Annotated in this window: 14 protein-coding genes and 1 pseudogene; 9 read left to right on the forward strand and 6 right to left on the reverse strand. The window is 61.9% G+C overall.

Features of this window, described 5'->3' with window-relative positions; genetic code table 11:
- Positions 1 to 32 precede the first annotated feature (32 nt).
- Complete coding sequence (locus tag LVD08_RS17945) at positions 33 to 239, reverse strand: hypothetical protein (RefSeq protein ID WP_041073476.1); 207 nt, start codon at positions 237 to 239, stop codon at positions 33 to 35.
- Between the two features lie 242 nt (positions 240 to 481).
- Between LVD08_RS17945 and LVD08_RS17950 the strand changes: the two genes are divergently transcribed.
- The 4 genes from LVD08_RS17950 to paoC all read left to right on the forward strand — a co-directional run bounded on the left by LVD08_RS17950 (position 482) and on the right by paoC (position 6433).
- Positions 482 to 2236, forward strand: coding sequence for an L-lactate permease (locus LVD08_RS17950; RefSeq protein ID WP_103367705.1), 1755 nt, complete (start codon positions 482 to 484; stop codon positions 2234 to 2236).
- A gap of 431 nt (positions 2237 to 2667) precedes the next feature.
- Positions 2668 to 3291, forward strand: a complete 624-nt coding sequence (gene paoA / locus LVD08_RS17955) for an aldehyde dehydrogenase iron-sulfur subunit PaoA (protein WP_097088855.1) — start codon at positions 2668 to 2670, stop codon at positions 3289 to 3291.
- On the forward strand, positions 3288 to 4244 hold the full coding sequence (locus LVD08_RS17960; protein WP_247268820.1) for an FAD binding domain-containing protein: 957 nt from the start codon (positions 3288 to 3290) through the stop codon (positions 4242 to 4244). Before paoA ends, LVD08_RS17960 begins: the two co-directional genes overlap by 4 nt.
- Positions 4241 to 6433 carry an aldehyde oxidoreductase molybdenum-binding subunit PaoC gene (gene paoC, locus LVD08_RS17965; RefSeq protein WP_247268821.1) on the forward strand — a complete coding sequence of 731 codons (2193 nt, stop codon included), beginning with the start codon at positions 4241 to 4243 and terminating at the stop codon, positions 6431 to 6433. The genes LVD08_RS17960 and paoC overlap by 4 nt, the downstream gene beginning before the upstream one ends.
- A gap of 181 nt (positions 6434 to 6614) precedes the next feature.
- Here the strand turns inward: paoC and LVD08_RS17970 are convergent, their stop codons facing one another.
- Entirely contained in the window at positions 6615 to 7091 is a 477-nt protein-coding gene (locus tag LVD08_RS17970) for a (R)-mandelonitrile lyase (protein ID WP_247268822.1), read from the reverse strand.
- A 97-nt stretch (positions 7092 to 7188) separates the two neighbouring features.
- Between LVD08_RS17970 and LVD08_RS17975 the strand changes: the two genes are divergently transcribed.
- Entirely contained in the window at positions 7189 to 8082 is an 894-nt protein-coding gene (locus LVD08_RS17975) for a LysR family transcriptional regulator (protein ID WP_096796479.1), read from the forward strand.
- A 4-nt stretch (positions 8083 to 8086) separates the two neighbouring features.
- Here the strand turns inward: LVD08_RS17975 and LVD08_RS17980 are convergent, their stop codons facing one another.
- Positions 8087 to 9046, reverse strand: a complete 960-nt coding sequence (locus LVD08_RS17980) for an aldo/keto reductase (protein WP_247268823.1) — start codon at positions 9044 to 9046, stop codon at positions 8087 to 8089.
- 112 nt (positions 9047 to 9158) lie between these two features.
- Here LVD08_RS17980 and LVD08_RS17985 point away from each other — a divergent pair, with 112 nt between their 5' ends.
- The 3 genes from LVD08_RS17985 to LVD08_RS17995 all read left to right on the forward strand — a co-directional run bounded on the left by LVD08_RS17985 (position 9159) and on the right by LVD08_RS17995 (position 12101).
- Positions 9159 to 9932, forward strand: a complete 774-nt coding sequence (locus tag LVD08_RS17985) for an alpha/beta hydrolase (RefSeq protein WP_247268824.1) — start codon at positions 9159 to 9161, stop codon at positions 9930 to 9932.
- 264 nt (positions 9933 to 10196) lie between these two features.
- Complete coding sequence (locus LVD08_RS17990) at positions 10197 to 11063, forward strand: CAP domain-containing protein (protein WP_247268825.1); 867 nt, start codon at positions 10197 to 10199, stop codon at positions 11061 to 11063.
- A gap of 606 nt (positions 11064 to 11669) precedes the next feature.
- Positions 11670 to 12101: a nuclear transport factor 2 family protein gene (locus tag LVD08_RS17995; protein ID WP_247268826.1), complete on the forward strand. Its 432-nt coding sequence runs from the start codon at positions 11670 to 11672 to the stop codon at positions 12099 to 12101.
- A 70-nt stretch (positions 12102 to 12171) separates the two neighbouring features.
- Here the strand turns inward: LVD08_RS17995 and mqo are convergent, their stop codons facing one another.
- The 3 genes and pseudogenes from mqo to LVD08_RS28290 form a co-directional block, all read right to left on the reverse strand.
- Entirely contained in the window at positions 12172 to 13818 is a 1647-nt protein-coding gene (mqo, locus tag LVD08_RS18000; RefSeq protein WP_027611669.1) for a malate dehydrogenase (quinone), read from the reverse strand.
- Positions 13819 to 14264: 446 nt separating this feature from the next.
- Complete coding sequence (locus LVD08_RS28285; protein ID WP_409347901.1) at positions 14265 to 15128, reverse strand: methyl-accepting chemotaxis protein; 864 nt, start codon at positions 15126 to 15128, stop codon at positions 14265 to 14267.
- A pseudogene (locus LVD08_RS28290) lies at positions 15123 to 15878 on the reverse strand (MCP four helix bundle domain-containing protein); the annotation flags it as partial. The gene LVD08_RS28285 and the pseudogene LVD08_RS28290, both read right to left, overlap by 6 nt.
- Before the next feature lie 190 nt (positions 15879 to 16068).
- Between LVD08_RS28290 and LVD08_RS18010 the strand changes: the two are divergent.
- A complete protein-coding gene (locus LVD08_RS18010) occupies positions 16069 to 16383 on the forward strand; it encodes a DUF2388 domain-containing protein (protein ID WP_007962425.1) in 315 nt (104 codons plus the stop codon).
- The last annotated feature ends 23 nt before the right edge of the window (positions 16384 to 16406 follow it).

Here is a 16406-nt window from a genome sequence, read left to right on the forward strand (position 1 = left end):
TCCCGTTGCGGGAACGCCCTCTTGGCATTCACTCAGTCATCATCACGATCACGGTAGTAACGGCGTCCGTCGCGGCGCCCGTCATCACGGTCATCCCAACGCCGGTCATGGTCGTAATAACGCCCGTGATCGCGGTCGTAATGCCGCCCGTGGCGGTGGTCATCATCAAAGTCCGCCACACAGCCTGCCAGCAATACGGCGGCGGTCACGGTCAGCAGCATCGTTGTAGCGCGCTTCATTCAACACTTCCCTAAAACCAAGGTCTTGACGACGGAACGGCTGTCACTGCCCGCGCCTTCAGGACGCAGTGCGCGCAGCCGCTGATACGACCGGTCAAAAGGACTTTGATTCACTGACCGGGCACGACCGTTGATCGGCCCGCCGCCTGCATCCGGGCAGCGGCGAAATGCCACCTATACTGCTGCTTACCGACTCCCACGCAATGGATCTGCGCCTCGATAACAACAAGCAGAGGTGGATCATGGTCTGGCAGCAAATCTACGACCCGTTCGGCAACCCGCTGATCTCCACGCTCATGGCCGCGGTGCCGGTGGTGGTGATGCTCGCGGCGCTGGCGTTCTTTCACGTCAAGGCGCACCTCGCCGCCCTGCTCGCCCTGGCTTCGGCATTATTGATTTCGATCTTCGCCTTCGGCATGCCGGCGAGCATGGCCGGTTCGGCGGCGTTGTTCGGCGCGGCCAATGGTTTACTGCCGATCGGCTGGATCGTGCTCAACATCATTTTTCTGCACCGCCTGACCACCGAGAACGGCTCGTTCAAAGTGCTGCAGGATTCCCTCGCACGCATCACCGATGACCGGCGTTTGCAGCTGCTGCTGATCGCGTTCTGCTTCGGCGCGTTTTTCGAAGGCGCGGCCGGGTTCGGCACGCCGGTGGCGGTGACCGGGGCGATTCTGATCGGCCTCGGTTTTTCGCCGTTGGCCGCCTCGGGGCTGGCGCTGATTGCCAACACCGCACCGGTGGCGTTCGGCGCCCTCGGCACGCCGATCATCACCCTGGCCAAGGTCACCGGGCTGGACGAGATGGAGCTGTCGATGATGGTCGGTCGGCAACTGCCGTTTTTCTCGGTGCTGGTGCCGTTCTGGCTGATCTGGGCGTTTGCCGGGTGGCGCAAGATGCTGGAGATCTGGCCGGCGATTCTGGTGGCCGGGGTCAGCTTCGCGGTGCCGCAATTCCTCGTGTCGAACTACCACGGGCCGATGCTGGTGGACGTGATCGCCGCGCTGATTTCCATGGCCTGCCTGACCCTGTTTCTGCGGGTCTGGAAACCGGCGACGGTGTACACCTCGGCCGCCCTGTCCGGGCGGGTCGACAACTCCCGGGTCGAGGAAGAAAAAGTCACCGCCAGCGGCGCTTTCAGCGATCAGGCGCGCCCGGCGGTGATGCGTGCGTGGATGCCGTGGATCATCCTCACCGTATTCGTGTTCGCCTGGGGCACCCAGGGCTTCAAGAACATCTTCGACGTGCGCCCGGCGCTGGACCCGGTAACCCATTCGGTCAAACTCGATGCGCAAGGCAAACCGCTGAATGAGGCCAACCCGATTTTCTCCCCGGCGCTGACCTTTACCACCCTGCACCTGCAAGTGCAGAAAGTCCCGCCGGTGGTGCCGGCGCCGAAAGCCGAAGAGGCGATCTACAAGTTCACCTGGTTCACTGCCACCGGCAGCGGCATCCTGCTGGCGGCTATTGTCGGCGGGCTGCTGATGGGCTATTCGATCCCGCAACTGATCAAGCAATACCTGCGCACGTTGTGGGTGGTGCGCTTTTCGCTGATCACCATTGCGGCGATGCTGGCGCTGGGGTTCCTCACGCGTTATTCCGGACTGGACGCCACCATGGGTCTGGCGTTTGCCGCGACCGGGGTGTTCTACCCGATGTTCGGCACTCTGCTCGGCTGGCTCGGCGTCGCGTTGACCGGTTCGGACACGGCCTCGAACGTGCTGTTCGGCGGACTGCAACGGGTGACCTCGGAACAGCTCGGCATCAGCCCGGTACTGATGGCCGCAGCCAATAGCTCCGGCGGGGTGATGGGCAAAATGGTCGATGCGCAATCGATCGTGGTCGCCTCCACCGCCACCCGCTGGTATGGGCATGAAGGCGAGATTCTGCGCTACGTGTTCTTCCACTCGATCGTGCTGGCCATCCTGGTGGGCGGGCTGGTGACATTGCAGGCGTATGTGGCGCCGTTTACGCACATGGTGGTTGGCGGGCATTGATGTCGCTTGTAGGGGCCTCTTCGCGAGCAAGCCCGCTCCCACATTTGGACTGCATTGCCCTGTGGGAACAAGCTATTTCCCCACCAGGATTGCATTCTCCGTGGGCACAAACCCATTCCCACATTGGAATGCATTCCCAATGTGGGAGCGGGCTTGCTCGCGAAAGCGGTGTGTCATTCAACTCATAGACGAACTGTTCCGACGCCTTCGGGAGCAAGCTCCCCTTCCACATTGATAGGCATGCCCCCCAAATTTGGCTATGTCGATCAGAAGATTGATGAGCCATGCGCATAACTCTATAGCGCAAATCCGCAAAAACCTTTTCCCCTCCGCGCAGGTCATTCCAAGAACGAGACCGGTAAACATGCCGGCGCGCCCGTTTGGGCCCTTCAATCCCTGCCGTCCTGATTAAGCCAGAGAGGAATCGAAGCATGACGATTTCCCGACGAAGATTCCTGATCCTCGGCGCGGTGACCGCCACCGCGTTTGCAATGCCCCCCTTCATTAGCCTCAAGGCCTACGCGGCCAGTCTGGAGCAACCCGCCATGGCCAAACTGACGATCAACGTCAACGGTAAACCCCAAGCCCTTGAGGTGGACAACCGCACCACCCTGCTCGACGCCCTGCGCGAGCACCTGCACCTGACCGGCAGCAAAAAAGGCTGCGACCACGGCCAGTGCGGTGCCTGCACCGTCATCGCCGACGGCCGCCGGATCAACTCCTGCCTGACGCTTGCGGTGATGCATGAAGGCAGCGAGATCACCACCATCGAAGGCCTGGGCATGCCCGACAACCTGCACCCGATGCAGGCCGCGTTCATCAAGCACGATGGCTACCAGTGCGGCTATTGCACGCCGGGGCAGATCTGCTCGGCAGTGGCAGTGCTCAAGGAAATCCGCGAGGGCATTCCCAGCCACGTCAGCCCGAGCCTGACCGAAGCCCCGCAACTGATCGCCAGCGAATTCCAGGAACGCATGAGCGGCAACATCTGCCGCTGCGGCGCCTACTCGAACATCATCGAAGCCATCACTGAAGTCGCGCAGGTGCCAGCATGAGAGCGTTCAATTACAGCCGCGCCGATTCCCCCGCCGCAGCCGCAACGCTGGCGGCGCAGGTCGAAGGCGCGAAGTTCATCGCCGGTGGCACCAACCTACTGGACCTGATGAAACTCGACATCGAAACCCCGTTGCACCTGATCGACGTCAACCACTTGGGTCTCGATCAGATCGAAGCTACACCTGAAGGCGGATTGCGCATCGGCGCGCTGGTGCGCAACACCGATCTGGCCGCTGACAGCCGCGTGCGCAAGGATTACGCGTTGCTCTCCCGCGCCCTGCTCGCCGGCGCCTCGGGCCAGTTGCGCAACATGGCGAGCACCGCCGGCAACCTGCTGCAACGCACCCGCTGCCCGTACTTCTACGACGTCAATCAGGCCTGCAACAAACGCCAGCCCGGCAGTGGCTGCGCGGCGATTGGCGGGGTCAGTCGCCAATTGGGGCTGATCGGCGTCAGCGACGCCTGCATCGCGACCCACCCGAGTGACATGGCGATTGCCATGCGCGCCCTCGATGCGCAGGTTGAAACGGTGAAGCCGGACGGCAGCACACGCAGCATCGCCATCGCCGATTTCCATCAACTGCCAGGCAACACGCCGAACATCGAAACCAGCCTCACGCCCGGCGAGTTCATCACTTCGGTAACCCTGCCGGCCCCGGTTGGCGGCACGCACATTTATCACAAGGTGCGTGATCGCTCGTCGTACGCTTTCGCGCTGGTGTCGGTCGGTCTGATCCTGCAAAAGGACGGCAGCGGCCGTGTGGCGGTCGGCGGTATTGCGCCGAAACCGTGGCGGGTGGAAGCCGCCGACGCGTTGCTGCCCAAAGGCGCAAAAGCCGTCAGCGAACGCTTGCTCGACGGTGCCACGCCAACCCACGACAACCAATTCAAACTGACCCTGGTCGAGCGCACGCTCGGCTCGGTGTTGGCGCAAGCGAGGGATCAAGCATGAAGTTCGACACGCCCGCCACCACCAACCCGATCGACCAACTCAAGGTCGTCGGCAAACCCACCGACCGCATCGAAGGCCCGCTGAAAACCAGCGGTCAGGCGCCATATGCCTACGAGCAGCACGAGGCCGTGGCGAATCAGGCTTACGGTTTCATGGTCGGCTCGGCCATCGCCAAGGGCCGCATCAGCCACATCGATCTCGACGCTGCACAAGCGGCGCCCGGCGTGCTGGCGATCGTCACCGCCGCCAATGCCGGCAAGCTCGGCAAAGGCCAATACAACTCGGCGCCGCTGCTCGCCGGGCCCGAGGTGCAGCACTATCACCAGGCCGTGGCGCTGGTGGTCGCCGAGACCTTCGAACAGGCTCGCGCTGCGGCGCAATTGGTCAAGGTCGATTACGTCGCGGCCAAGGGCGAGTTCGAACTGGCCAACGTGCTTGACCAAGGCGTCGAAGACGACGAGTTGCCCGACGTCACCCACGGCGATTTCGACAAGGCCTTCGCCGCCGCGCCGGTGCAGTTCGACCAGACCTACACCACTCCCGATCAGTCCCACGCGATGATGGAGCCGCACGCGACCCTGGCCGCATGGGAAGGTGATCATCTGACCTTGTGGACCTCCAATCAGATGATCGCCTGGAGCGTCGGCGACGTCGCCACGACGCTTGGCCTGCCCAAGGAAAACGTGCGCCTGATCTCGCCGTACATTGGCGGCGGCTTCGGCGGCAAACTGTTCATTCGTGCCGACGCAATCCTCGCCGCCCTCGGTGCGCGCCTGGCCAACCGCCCGGTGAAAGTCGCCCTCGCCCGCCCGCAAATGGCCAACAACACCACCCACCGCCCGGCCACGATCCAACGCATTCGGATGGGTGCCACGGCGGACGGCAAGCTCAGCGCCATCGCCCACGAAGGCTGGTCGGGCAACCTCAAGGACGGCAAGGTCGAAGTCGCCGCGCAGCCGAGCCAGTTGCTCTATGCCGGAGAAAACCGCCGGGTGACCATGCGCCGGGCGCCGCTGGATCTGCCCGAAGGCAATTCCATGCGCGCGCCGGGTGAAGCACCGGGGCTGATGGCGCTGGAAATCGCCATGGACGAAATGGCCGAGCAGCTCAAGCTCGACCCGGTGCAGTTCCGCATCCTTAATGACACCCAGGTTGATCCGGTAAAAACCGAGCGTCCGTTTTCCCAGCGACGCCTGATCGAATGCTTGCAGACCGGTGCCGAGAAATTCGGCTGGAACCAGCGCAATGCTACTCCCGGCAGCCGTCGCGAAGGTCGCTGGCTGATCGGCATGGGCGTCGCTGCGGCGTTTCGCAACAACCTGCTGCTGAAGTCCGGCGCCCGGGTGCGGCTGGAGCGCGACGGCAAGGTCACGGTGGAAACCGACATGACCGACATCGGCACCGGCAGCTACACCATCATCGCCCAGACCGCGGCCGAGATGATGGGCGTGGACCTGGCGGACGTCAGCGTGCATCTGGGGGATTCGACCTTCCCGGTATCGTCCGGCTCCGGTGGCCAGTTCGGCGGCAACTGCTCGACTGCCGGGGTGTATGCCGCGTGCATGAAACTGCGTGAAGCGGTGGCGACGAAGCTGGGCATGAGCGGTGACGTCGAGTTCGCCGACGGTCAGGTGCGCGCCGGCGGCAAGGCCCTCTCGCTGCGTGATGCGGCAAAAGATGGCGTGGTCGAGGCCGAGGACAGCATCGAGTTCGCCGACCTCGCCAAGCAGTATCAGCAATCGACTTTCGGCGCGCATTTCGTGGAGGTTGCGGTGGATGCAGCGACCGGCGAAGTCCGCGTGCGGCGCATGCTCGCCGTCTGCGCGGCGGGACGGATTCTCAACCCGAAAGCCGCGCGCAGCCAGGTGATCGGCGCGATGACCATGGGCGTCGGCGCGGCGTTGATGGAAGAGCTGGCGGTGGACAAGCGGCTGGGCTTTTTCGTCAATCACGATCTGGCCGGATACGAGGTGCCGGTGCATGCCGACATCCCGCATCAGGAAGTGATTTTCCTCGACGAAACCGATCCGATTTCATCGCCGATGAAAGCCAAGGGTGTGGGGGAACTGGGGATTTGCGGCGTGAGCGCGGCGGTAGCGAATGCGATCTACAACGCCACCGGGGCGCGGGTGCGTGAGTATCCGATTACGCTGGACAAGATCCTCGATTCGTTGCCGGAGATGACCTGAGCAACCTGGAAAAGCCCCTCACCCTAACCCTCTCCCAAAGGGAGAGGGGACTGACCGAGTTGTCTTATGGGATGCGCCGATATGAGAGGTCGTGTCGATTATGGACTCAGCGTAGTGCTCACAGACATCCCCCAATCGGCCCCCTCTCCCTCCGGGAGAGGGCTGGGGTGAGGGAACCGCGTCACTCGGATCGCAAATACTGCTCAGCACTCACCTGCTCCATCCACTCCACCACTTCACCGTCCAGCACTTCGGCAATCGCAATGTGCGTCATCGCCGTGGTCGGCGCGGCGCCATGCCAGTGCTTCACCTGCGGCGCGATCCACACCGTATCGCCGGGACGGATCTGTCGAACCGGCTGACCCCACTCTTGAACAAAACCTGAACCGGCGGTGACGATCAGCGTCTGACCCAACGGATGGGTATGCCACGCCGTGCGTGCACCGGGTTCGAAGGTCACCGTGGCGCCGCTGACACGCGCGGCATCGCTGCCCTTGAACGGCGCGTCAACACGCACAGCGCCGGTGAACCAGTCTGCCGGGCCTTGGGCCGAGGGTTGCGAGCCGTTGGGGGTGACAATGACACGCGGGGATTCGTTGGCCTGGGCCTCACCCGCCAGTAAGGACAGGGTCAGTGCAGAAGCGGCAATCGGGTTCATGGCGATGGTCTCCGGTGATCAATAGCCGCACTTTACCGAGCCGGACTGTTCAGATAATCGACTAGAATTCGAAAAAACTTATGCAGGACACTCATCAATGCTTCGAGAAAACGCCAGTGACCTGCTCGCCTTCCTTGCCGTGGCCCGCGAGCGCAGTTTCACCAAAGCCGCGGCCAGACTCGGCGTCTCGCAATCGGCGCTCAGCCATACCATCCGCGCCCTTGAAGCGCGTCTCGGCCTGCGCCTGCTGACCCGCACCACGCGCAGCGTCTCCCCGACCGAGGCCGGCGAACATTTGCTGCAGACCATCGGCCCGCGCTTCGAAGAGATCGAACAGGAACTGGCGGCCCTGAGCAACCTGCGCGAAACCCCGGCCGGCCGGATCCGCATCAGCGCCACCGACCATTCGCTGAACTGGCTGTTGCGACCAGTGCTCAAGGAATTCCTGCCCCAATACCCGGACATCGCCGTCGAGGTGATCTGCGATTACGGTTTCGTCGACATCGCCGGACAAGGCTTCGACGCCGGCATTCGGCTGGGCGAAGACGTGGCCCAAGGCATGATCGCCACCCGCATCGGCCCGGACATGCGCATGGCGGTGGTCGGCTCGCCGGCCTATTTCGCCAACCGTGCACGCCCGCAAACACCAAGAGACTTGACTGACCACGCCTGCAACAACCTGCGTCTGCCCACCAACGGCGGGCTGTACACCTGGGAATTCGAGAAGGGTGACGAAAGCCTCAAGGTGCGGGTATCCGGGCAAGTCACACTGAATGGCGTCTACCCGCTACTCGACGCCGCAGTCGACGGTTTCGGCCTCAGCTACATTCCGGAAAATATCGTCGCGCCGTATCTGGCCGACGGGCGTCTGGTGCAAGTGCTGGCAGACTGGTGCCCGACGTTTGCCGGTTACCACCTGTACTACCCGAGCCGACGGCAGGCTGCGCCGGCGTTTGCGCTGTTGGTGGAGGCGTTGCGGTATCGCGGTTGACCGCCTACCCCAGCAGCGCAATCAACTGATGCCGCTGCGCATCGGTGAGCATCGGCCCGAATCCGGCGCCAGCGTTGTCGGCCATGTAGCGCGGATTGCCGGTGCCGGGAATCACGCAAGTCACCGCCGGGTGCGACAGCAAAAACTTCAACGCCAGTTGCGGCCAGCTGTTGACCTGCACGTCCGAGACCCAGGCCGGCAACGGCTTGGCCTTGAGACGGGCGAGCAACCCGCCGCCGCCAAAAGGCCGATTGCAGATCACCGCCACCCCGCGTTCACGGCACAGCGGCAGAATGCGTTTCTCCACGCCACGGTCATCGAGGGCGTAGTTGATTTGCAAAAAATCCAGTTGTTCGGCCTTGAGCACTGCTTCGACTTCATCGTAGGCCGACGGCGTGTAATGGGTGATGCCGATGTAGCGAATGCGCCCCTGTTCTTTCCATTCGCGCAGGATTGGCAGATGGCTCTGCCAGTCCAGCAGATTGTGGATCTGCATCAGGTCGATGCGTTCGGTGCGCAGCAGACGGAAGGATTCCTCCATCTGCGCGATACCTTCCTTGCGCCCTCGGGTCCAGACCTTTGTCGCCAGAAACGCGGGTGAACGCGGTTCGTGAATCGATAGCAGCTCGCCAGTGGTTTGCTCGGCGCGGCCGTACATCGGCGAGCTGTCGATCAACGTGCCACCCTTTTTGAACAGCTCGTCGAGCACTGCTGGCAATAGCTTATAAGCCGGATCGCCGGGGGCAACGTCAAAGCCGCGATAAGTGCCCACGCCCACTATGGGCAACAGCTCGGAGCTGGAAGGGATGGCGCGGGTCTGCATGGTCTGGTCTCCTGCCTGGCTCGGCGAAGTGGCAGTCGGCGTGATGGCAGTGGCCAACGCCCGGTCAAAGGTCAGGACCGCCGAAACCCCGGCAGCCAGCGTGAGCAAGCGGCGCCGGGAACAACCCTCAGTGTGGCTCATGCGGGTTCCCCTGCTGCGTGAATCTGTTGCACGTTGTGTGCGACGGCTGCCGGCCCGATTCGCTGGACTACACTGCGACTGCGAACACCCGCGCCCCGTTAAAGTTAGCCGAATGTCCAGAAAACTGATGTCACTCGTCGCCTTGCTCATCGCCCTCTATCTGTTGCTGTGCGGAGCGCTGTTCATTTTTCAGCGCTCGCTGATCTATTTCCCCCAGCCTGACAACGCCGTGACTACGGAAGATTCGCGGCTTAAACTGGCGATGCCGGAGGCCGATGTGTGGGTGACCACGCGCGCGCATGCCGGGCCAAAAGCGCTGATCTACTTTGGCGGCAATGCCGAAGATGTGTCGCGCAATCTGCCGTCGTTCAGCGAGGCTTTTCCCGACTACGCGGTGTTTTTGCTGAACTACCGGGGCTTCGGTGGCAGCGGCGGCTCACCTTCGGAAGAAGCGATTGCCGAAGATGCGCTGGCGCTGTTTGATCAGGTGTACGCCAGCCATCCGCAGATTGCCGTGATCGGCCGCAGCCTGGGATCGGGGGTGGCGGTGCGGCTGGCGAGTCAGCGTCCGGCGACCAGATTGATTCTGGTGACGCCGTACAATAGCCTCGAAGAAATTGCCGTCCGCCAATACCCGTGGTTTCCGGTCAGATGGTTGCTCAAGGATCGCTTCGAGTCGGGCCGCTACGCCGCACACATTCAAGTGCCGACCCTGCTGCTGGCGGCCAGCGATGACGAAGTGATTCCACGTGACAGCACGCAGCGGCTGCTGGCGCATTTCCCCACAGGCGTGGCGACGCTGCGGGTGGTGCCGGATTCGGGGCACAACTCGATTTCCGAGCGGGTGCAGTATCTGCAGTGGATGCAGGAAGTGCTCAATCGCTGATAGCCGATTATTGCGTTGGCTGAACTGGCCCCTTCGCGAGCAGGCTCGCTCCCACCTTGATAATGCAATCCCCTGTGGGAGCGGGCTTGCTCGCGAAGGCGCCAGTGCGAACAACACAAAATCCAAGGATCGCCCTCCCCTTCATCACCCACCAAAAAAGCCAGATGGCCAGCATGAACCAAGTGCAAAAAGCCCAGTCCTAGTGGCGCCGTATTCCGCGGCTGCCCACTTCAGCACTGTCCTTTTCCCTGAGTCTGCCGTCCCATGCGCCATGTCGTTCGCTCATCACGCTTCGTTTCGCTGTGCCTGCTGATCCTTGCCCCACTGTTCACCGAGACCTCCCACGCCAGCGAAGAGCGGCAACTCGTGGCCGCGATCAACGACTATCGCGCCCATCCGCAACGCTGCGACCGCCGCCCGGCCCAGCGCCTGGCGCCACTGGCGCTGAAATCGAATCTGGCGTTGCCGATCGGCTATGGCTATGGCGGTGGCTTGCGCGAGAGATTGAAATCTTCGGGGTATTCGGCGGTGGCGGTACGCAGTATCCGCATCATTGGGGCCGGGGATGCCGAGGAAGCCTTTGAGCAGTTACAAGACAGCCACTGCAGCGCACTGCTCGACGATCAGTACGCCGACATCGGCGTCAGCCGCTCCCGTGGTGAATGGCAAGTGGTGCTGGCGCAACCGGTGCTCGACAGTCGTGTCGGCGACAACCGCAGCGTCGGCAAGGCCTTGCTCGCCGAAGTCAACGCCGCTCGGGCACGCCCCCGGATGTGCGGGCGCCAACGCTTTGCCGCCGCCCGCCCCCTGAGCTGGAACCCGGCGCTGGGCGCCGCCGCACAAGGGCACAGCAAAGCCATGGCGTACGGCAACTATTTCGCCCACCGCGACCCGGACGGCGATATGCCGGCAGATCGCGCGCGGGCGGCGGGTTATCGAGGTCGGCAGATCGGCGAGAATATCGCCGCCGGCCAGAGTTCACCGGGCAAGGCGATGGCCGGATGGCTGGCCAGCCCCGGCCATTGCGCCAACCTGATGAACCCGATGTTCACTCAGGTCGGTGCCGGGTTCGCCAGTGAGGCGCGCAGTGATGAGGGGGTTTACTGGACGATGGCGTTTGGCGCGCCTTGATTCGCTTGAGAGCTTTTCAGTGACGCTACTGGCCTCTTCGCGAGCAAGCCCGCTCCCACACTGGATCTGTGTTGTTCACAAATCCATGTGGGAGCGGGCTTGCTCGTAGAGGCTGGTACAGACACCCTCAATCGCTTGCGCCGCCTCCCGGTTCAGTCCAGTTCGGTGTGATGCGAGAAGTTACAGCGCAGTAGAAACAGTTGCGCCCTTCGATAAAAAAGGGCGCTGGAGTCTGGAGTAAAACGACCGGGGTTCAGACCGGAGAAATCGTCGCAAGCATTCCGATCAGAATGGTCAACGTCAGAAACCCACCGAGGAAAATCGCCATCTTGTTCATGCTGCTCTCCTTAATGTTGAGCTTGCGGTGCACCGGGCGCTTCGGGATGAAGGGCTGCCGCGGGTGACCGAATTGCCGGGCTATTCTGAGCGCCAGACTGAGCCGGTTACAGAGGCAGATCCAACAGAAAAATACGGATCAGATGCCCATCTGATCCGCTCCGGACATGATCTGGTATTCAGATCGGCACACAACGGTTCGAGATCCACCGCTTTGAACTAGAGTGATTGCCGTCGCGCGAAGAACAACAACAATTCCAGGAGTGGTCAATGTCCGAACTGAACCTGCACCCCAACGCCGCCGAATCCCTAAAGCACTGGCACGAGATGATCCGCACCGGCAATCTCAAGGCCTTGCCCGAACTGCTCGATGCCAATGCCGTGTTCCGCTCGCCCATGGCCCACTCGCCCTACCCCGGCGCGCCAGTGGTGACGATGATCCTCAACACCGTGTTCGACGTGTTTGAAGATTTCAAATACCACCGTGAACTGGCGACTGCCGATGGTTTGAATGTCGTTTTGGAGTTCAGCGCCAAGGTCGGGACCAAGGAGTTGAAGGGGATCGACATGATTCGCTTTGATGAGAGCGGGAAAATTGTCGAGTTCGAGGTGATGGTGCGGCCGTTGAGCGGGTTGCAGGCTCTCGGCGAAGAGATGGGGCGGCGGCTTGGTGCGTATCTGGCAAGCGCGAAACCAAAGTAGGATCAGGCGCCACAAAAAAAGCCCACTGACCGTTACCGGTTCAGTGGGCTTTTGCGTATCTGGCGTCTAGTTACAGAGCCATGTCACGTGCAGCATTTTCCTTCGGTGCTTCAGCTTTTTCAGCTGCAGGTGCAGCCGGAGCAGCAGCCTGACCGATCACCGGAGGGGTTGGCAGTTCGAGGATCTTGGCGGTGTACGCCCACTCTTGTGCCACTTTGGCCGGATCGCTGTTCAGCTGAGTGCCGTAGCTTGGCACGATCTGGTGCAGCTTGGCCTGCCACTCAGGGGTGGCGACTTTGTCTTTGAAGACTTTCTGCAGCACGCTCAGCATGATCGGTGCAGCGGTCGACGCGCCTGGCGATGCGCCCAGCAGGCCGGCGATGGAGCCGTCTTGTGCAGCAACGATTTCGGTGCCCAGTTTCAGCACGCCGCCAGCGGCTTCATCACGCTTGATGATTTGCACGCGCTGGCCGGCTTGCCACAGGCGCCAGTCTTCGGCTTTGGCGTTCGGGAAGTATTCCTTCAGCGCGTTCAGACGGTCTTCATCCGACAGCATCAGTTGACCGGCCAGGTACTCGACCAGCGGGTATTCCTTGATGCCGACCTTGGTCATTGGCCAGATGTTGTGGGTGGTGGTGCTGGTCAGCAGGTCCAGGTACGAGCCTTCTTTGAGGAACTTGGTGCTGAAGGTCGCGAATGGGCCAAACAGGATGACGCGCTTGCCGTCCAGAACACGGGTGTCCAGGTGCGGAACCGACATCGGCGGTGCGCCAACCGAAGCTTTACCGTAGGCCTTGGCCAGGTGCTGCTCGGCGATGGCCGGGTTATCGGTCACCAGGAACGAGCCGCCGACCGGGAAGCCAGCGTATTCCTTGGCTTCAGGAATGCCCGACTTCTGCAGCAGGTGCAGAGCGCCGCCACCAGCGCCGATGAACACGAACTTGGCGTCGGTTTCGGTCTTGGTGCCGTCTTTCAGGTTTTTGTAGCTGACGCGCCAGGTGCCGTCGGCGTTCTTGGTGATGTCTTCGACTTCACTCGACAGCTTCAGGTCGAAGTTAGGCTTGGTCTGCAGGTAACCGGCGAACTGGCGGGTGATTTCGCCGAAGTTCATGTCGGTACCCAGCGGGCTCCAGGTGGCCGCGATTTTCTGGTTCGGGTCACGCCCTTCCATCATCAGCGGGACCCACTTCTTGATCACAGCCGGGTCTTCGGAGTACTGCATGCCGGCGAACAGCGGGCTCGCTTGCAGGGCTTCGTAGCGCTTTTTCAGGAACTTGATGTTGTCATCGCCCCACACGAAGCTCATGTGCGGCGTGGTGTTGATGAACGAGCGAGGGTTCTTCAGAACGCCTTGCTGAACCTGCCAGGCCCAGAACTGACGGGACACCTGGAACGCTTCGTTGATCTCGACCGCTTTCGGGATCGTCACGTTGCCTTTGTCGTCTTCCGGGGTGTAGTTCAGCTCAGCCAGGGCGGAGTGACCAGTACCGGCGTTGTTCCAGCCGTTGGAGCTTTCCAGGGCGACGCCATCGAGGCGCTCGACCATTTCCATCGACCAGCTTGGCTCCAGCTCATTGATCCACACACCCAGGGTGGTGCTCATGATGCCGCCGCCGATCAGCAGAACGTCGACTTTCTTTGCTTCTGCAGCATTGGCGGACGACATCCCCATCGCCAAAGCCAGCCCGAGCAAGGCTGTGTTCACTTTCTTAAACATCCGTTGCACCTATGATAAAACGCCTTCCGCCCGCCGCTGTTATCTGTATGCGATCCGCTTTGATGACGCTCAGGCTCGCGTCGCAGATTCCGGCACACTTCAATTTTGACGGGTGGGCACACAAGGCCGACGTACCGCATCGACCTCAGTTAATGTCCCTTCTGAACTGACTTCTTATCATTATTGGCTTCAGCTACTTGAGCGACAGGGATTCCGTCAGCCCGCCCCAAAGGCAGGCAAACCGAATAAGGTCAAACCAAGTTGGCGCGAAGAATATCACGTCAGGGCAAACCCGCGCGTCTGTTCCCGACTTGAGAGTCTTTTTCCGCTGTGGGCGTTATCGGCCGGTATGGGCTGAACATGATCCCGAAACCTGTGGTGGCTGGGTTGGCCCCATCGCGAGCAGGCTCGCTCCTACAAGGAATGGGCTGCTCGCGATGGCGGCGTTACAACCGAAACCGATCCACCGACAACGCCAACGCCCCCGCCAGACTCGACAGTTCATCGGTGGTATTGGCCGTCTGCCCGATCACTTTGCTGTTGCCCTCCGACATGCCCGCGATCATCTCCACCTGATGGGCGATTTCGTTGCTGGCCTGGCTTTGCTCGCCGATGGTGCGAGTGATGTCGTTGACCAGTTGCGTGGTGCTGAGGGTGGCGTCGAGGATTTCGCGAATCGCCCGTTCGACTTCAGCCGTGACCGCCATGCCCTTGTCGACTTGGGCCACGCCGGCCTCCATGCTGCTGACCGCCTCCCGGGTGCTGTTTTGGATCCGTGCAACCATCGCGGCGATTTCCTGGGTTGAGGCACTGGTGCGTGCCGCCAGGCTGCGCACTTCGTCGGCAACCACGGCAAAGCCCCTGCCCTGCTCGCCGGCCCGCGCTGCCTCGATGGCGGCGTTGAGTGCCAGCAGGTTGGTCTGGTCGGCGATGCTCTTGATCACCTGAATGATGTTGAAGATGCCTTCGGATTCCTGATCCAGCGTACGGATCACCTGCGCCGACTGTTGCGCCGAGCGGGCGATGTCGTCCATGTCGCTGACCACCTGATGGATCACCTGCCCGCCGCTCTTGGCCAGCGACTCGGCCTGATTGGCCATGCCCAGCGCGCGCTCGGCATGACGGGTGATTTCCTCGATGCTGGCGGTCATCTGGCTCGCGGCGGCGGCCATAGTGCCGGCGGCGGCACTTTGCTGCTGACTGCTGTCAGCGACCTGATGGCAGCCGTGGCTCAGTTGCTCGCTCATGCCGCTGACCCCATGGGCGTTGCGCCGAACGACGTCGATCATATTGCGCAGGTCGCGCTGCATGGTCGCCAGACTGCGGATCAGCGTACTGGCCTCGTCCTTGCCGGTCGGCTCGCTGATCAGTTCGCTGAGGTTGCCGTGGGCAATGCTTTGCGCGATCTGGTTAGCGGATTTCAGCGGCCCCATGATGCTGCGGGTCACCCAGCGCCCTTGCGCCAATAACAGCAGCAGGCTGGCCAGCAATACTGCGCCGAGGGCGATGTTGGCGTTGCGAATAGCGCTTTCAGTGGCCTGGCTGGTGTCACGGGTGTTGCTTTCGATCAGCTCGCTGAGGGCCGCCATCTGCTCTTCGAGCTGACTGAAGGCCGCATTGAACGTGCCCAGCTCCCGTTGCGCGCTGTCCGGGTTGTCCAATGCCAGGCCGACAATGCGCTCGGCCGCTGCAATGTAGGTGTCCAGGCTGGGTTTTATGTGTTCCAGCGCAGACTTGATCGTCGGGTTGACCGGCAATTTGAGGTTTTCATCCAGCACTTCGCGAAAATGCGTGGCGTGCTCGTTGATCGAGTCCCGCACCTCTGCGGCCGTGCCGGTACTTTTGCCCAGGCCCACGAGCATCGCCGAATACACGTCGGCCCGCAGCGCGTCGTGCATCATGTCGGCTTCCATGTGATTGCGCAGCGCGGTCATGCTCACCGCGTTGTCGTTCACCGCTGCGGACATGCGCGTATTCCCCACATAGCTGACCAGACTCACGATCAGCGCCGTCAACAGACTGGTTGCAATCAGCAACAGCAAACGCAATTTGATCGACACGGTGGGTTCCTCCCCTGAGGCGCGCCGGAATGCGCCTTTCAGGATTTCAGTTAAGCTTATTTGTGCAGATGTGCCGCTTCAGAGCGTTTCAGCAAGTATCCGCGTGTTCGAACGGAACTCCGGCAAAGGTCGCACCTCTGAGATTATGTAGTCCTTCCTTTTTGCTTCGCGCTTGTGGAGGAACATCGTCATGCGCAAGTTAGTGCTCATTTCTTCTCTCCTGCTCTGCCTCCCTGTCGGCTCGGCGCTGGCCCGTGTCGATGCCGGAGACGTCGCCACCTCGGCGGGCGTTTCCGCGTCGCTGTACTCGACCTTCAAGGATCACAAAATGGTGATCCCGGCGCGCGACGACCTGTCAGCGTTCGTCGCCAGCGGCGGGGCCATCCGTGGGGTTTATCTTGAGTCGGTACTGCAACAGGTGCGGCACGACAACCCCGGCCTCAATGCCAGCGATGAAGACCTCGCCAACGCGATTCTGGTGCATTACGAAGGCCTGAATCAGTAGTTGCCAGGGATGCAGCGGCCGAT

This window comes from Pseudomonas sp. YL2 (genome assembly GCF_023063025.1).
Classification (GTDB): Bacteria; Pseudomonadota; Gammaproteobacteria; order Pseudomonadales; family Pseudomonadaceae; genus Aquipseudomonas; species Aquipseudomonas putida_A.

Excerpts from the sequence above, each read along its gene's own strand:
- LVD08_RS17945 (WP_041073476.1), bottom strand. The coding sequence starts at position 239 with ATGAAGCGCGCTACAACGATGCTGCTGACCGTGACCGCCGCCGTATTG.
- LVD08_RS17950 (WP_103367705.1), top strand. The coding sequence starts at position 482 with ATGGTCTGGCAGCAAATCTACGACCCGTTCGGCAACCCGCTGATCTCC.
- paoA (WP_097088855.1), top strand. The coding sequence starts at position 2,668 with ATGACGATTTCCCGACGAAGATTCCTGATCCTCGGCGCGGTGACCGCC.
- LVD08_RS17960 (WP_247268820.1), top strand. The coding sequence starts at position 3,288 with ATGAGAGCGTTCAATTACAGCCGCGCCGATTCCCCCGCCGCAGCCGCA.
- paoC (WP_247268821.1), top strand. The coding sequence starts at position 4,241 with ATGAAGTTCGACACGCCCGCCACCACCAACCCGATCGACCAACTCAAG.
- LVD08_RS17970 (WP_247268822.1), bottom strand. The coding sequence starts at position 7,091 with ATGAACCCGATTGCCGCTTCTGCACTGACCCTGTCCTTACTGGCGGGT.
- LVD08_RS17975 (WP_096796479.1), top strand. The coding sequence starts at position 7,189 with ATGCTTCGAGAAAACGCCAGTGACCTGCTCGCCTTCCTTGCCGTGGCC.
- LVD08_RS17980 (WP_247268823.1), bottom strand. The coding sequence starts at position 9,046 with ATGAGCCACACTGAGGGTTGTTCCCGGCGCCGCTTGCTCACGCTGGCT.
- LVD08_RS17985 (WP_247268824.1), top strand. The coding sequence starts at position 9,159 with ATGTCCAGAAAACTGATGTCACTCGTCGCCTTGCTCATCGCCCTCTAT.
- LVD08_RS17990 (WP_247268825.1), top strand. The coding sequence starts at position 10,197 with ATGCGCCATGTCGTTCGCTCATCACGCTTCGTTTCGCTGTGCCTGCTG.
- LVD08_RS17995 (WP_247268826.1), top strand. The coding sequence starts at position 11,670 with ATGTCCGAACTGAACCTGCACCCCAACGCCGCCGAATCCCTAAAGCAC.
- mqo (WP_027611669.1), bottom strand. The coding sequence starts at position 13,818 with ATGTTTAAGAAAGTGAACACAGCCTTGCTCGGGCTGGCTTTGGCGATG.
- LVD08_RS28285 (WP_409347901.1), bottom strand. The coding sequence starts at position 15,128 with ATGCAGCGCGACCTGCGCAATATGATCGACGTCGTTCGGCGCAACGCC.
- LVD08_RS18010 (WP_007962425.1), top strand. The coding sequence starts at position 16,069 with ATGCGCAAGTTAGTGCTCATTTCTTCTCTCCTGCTCTGCCTCCCTGTC.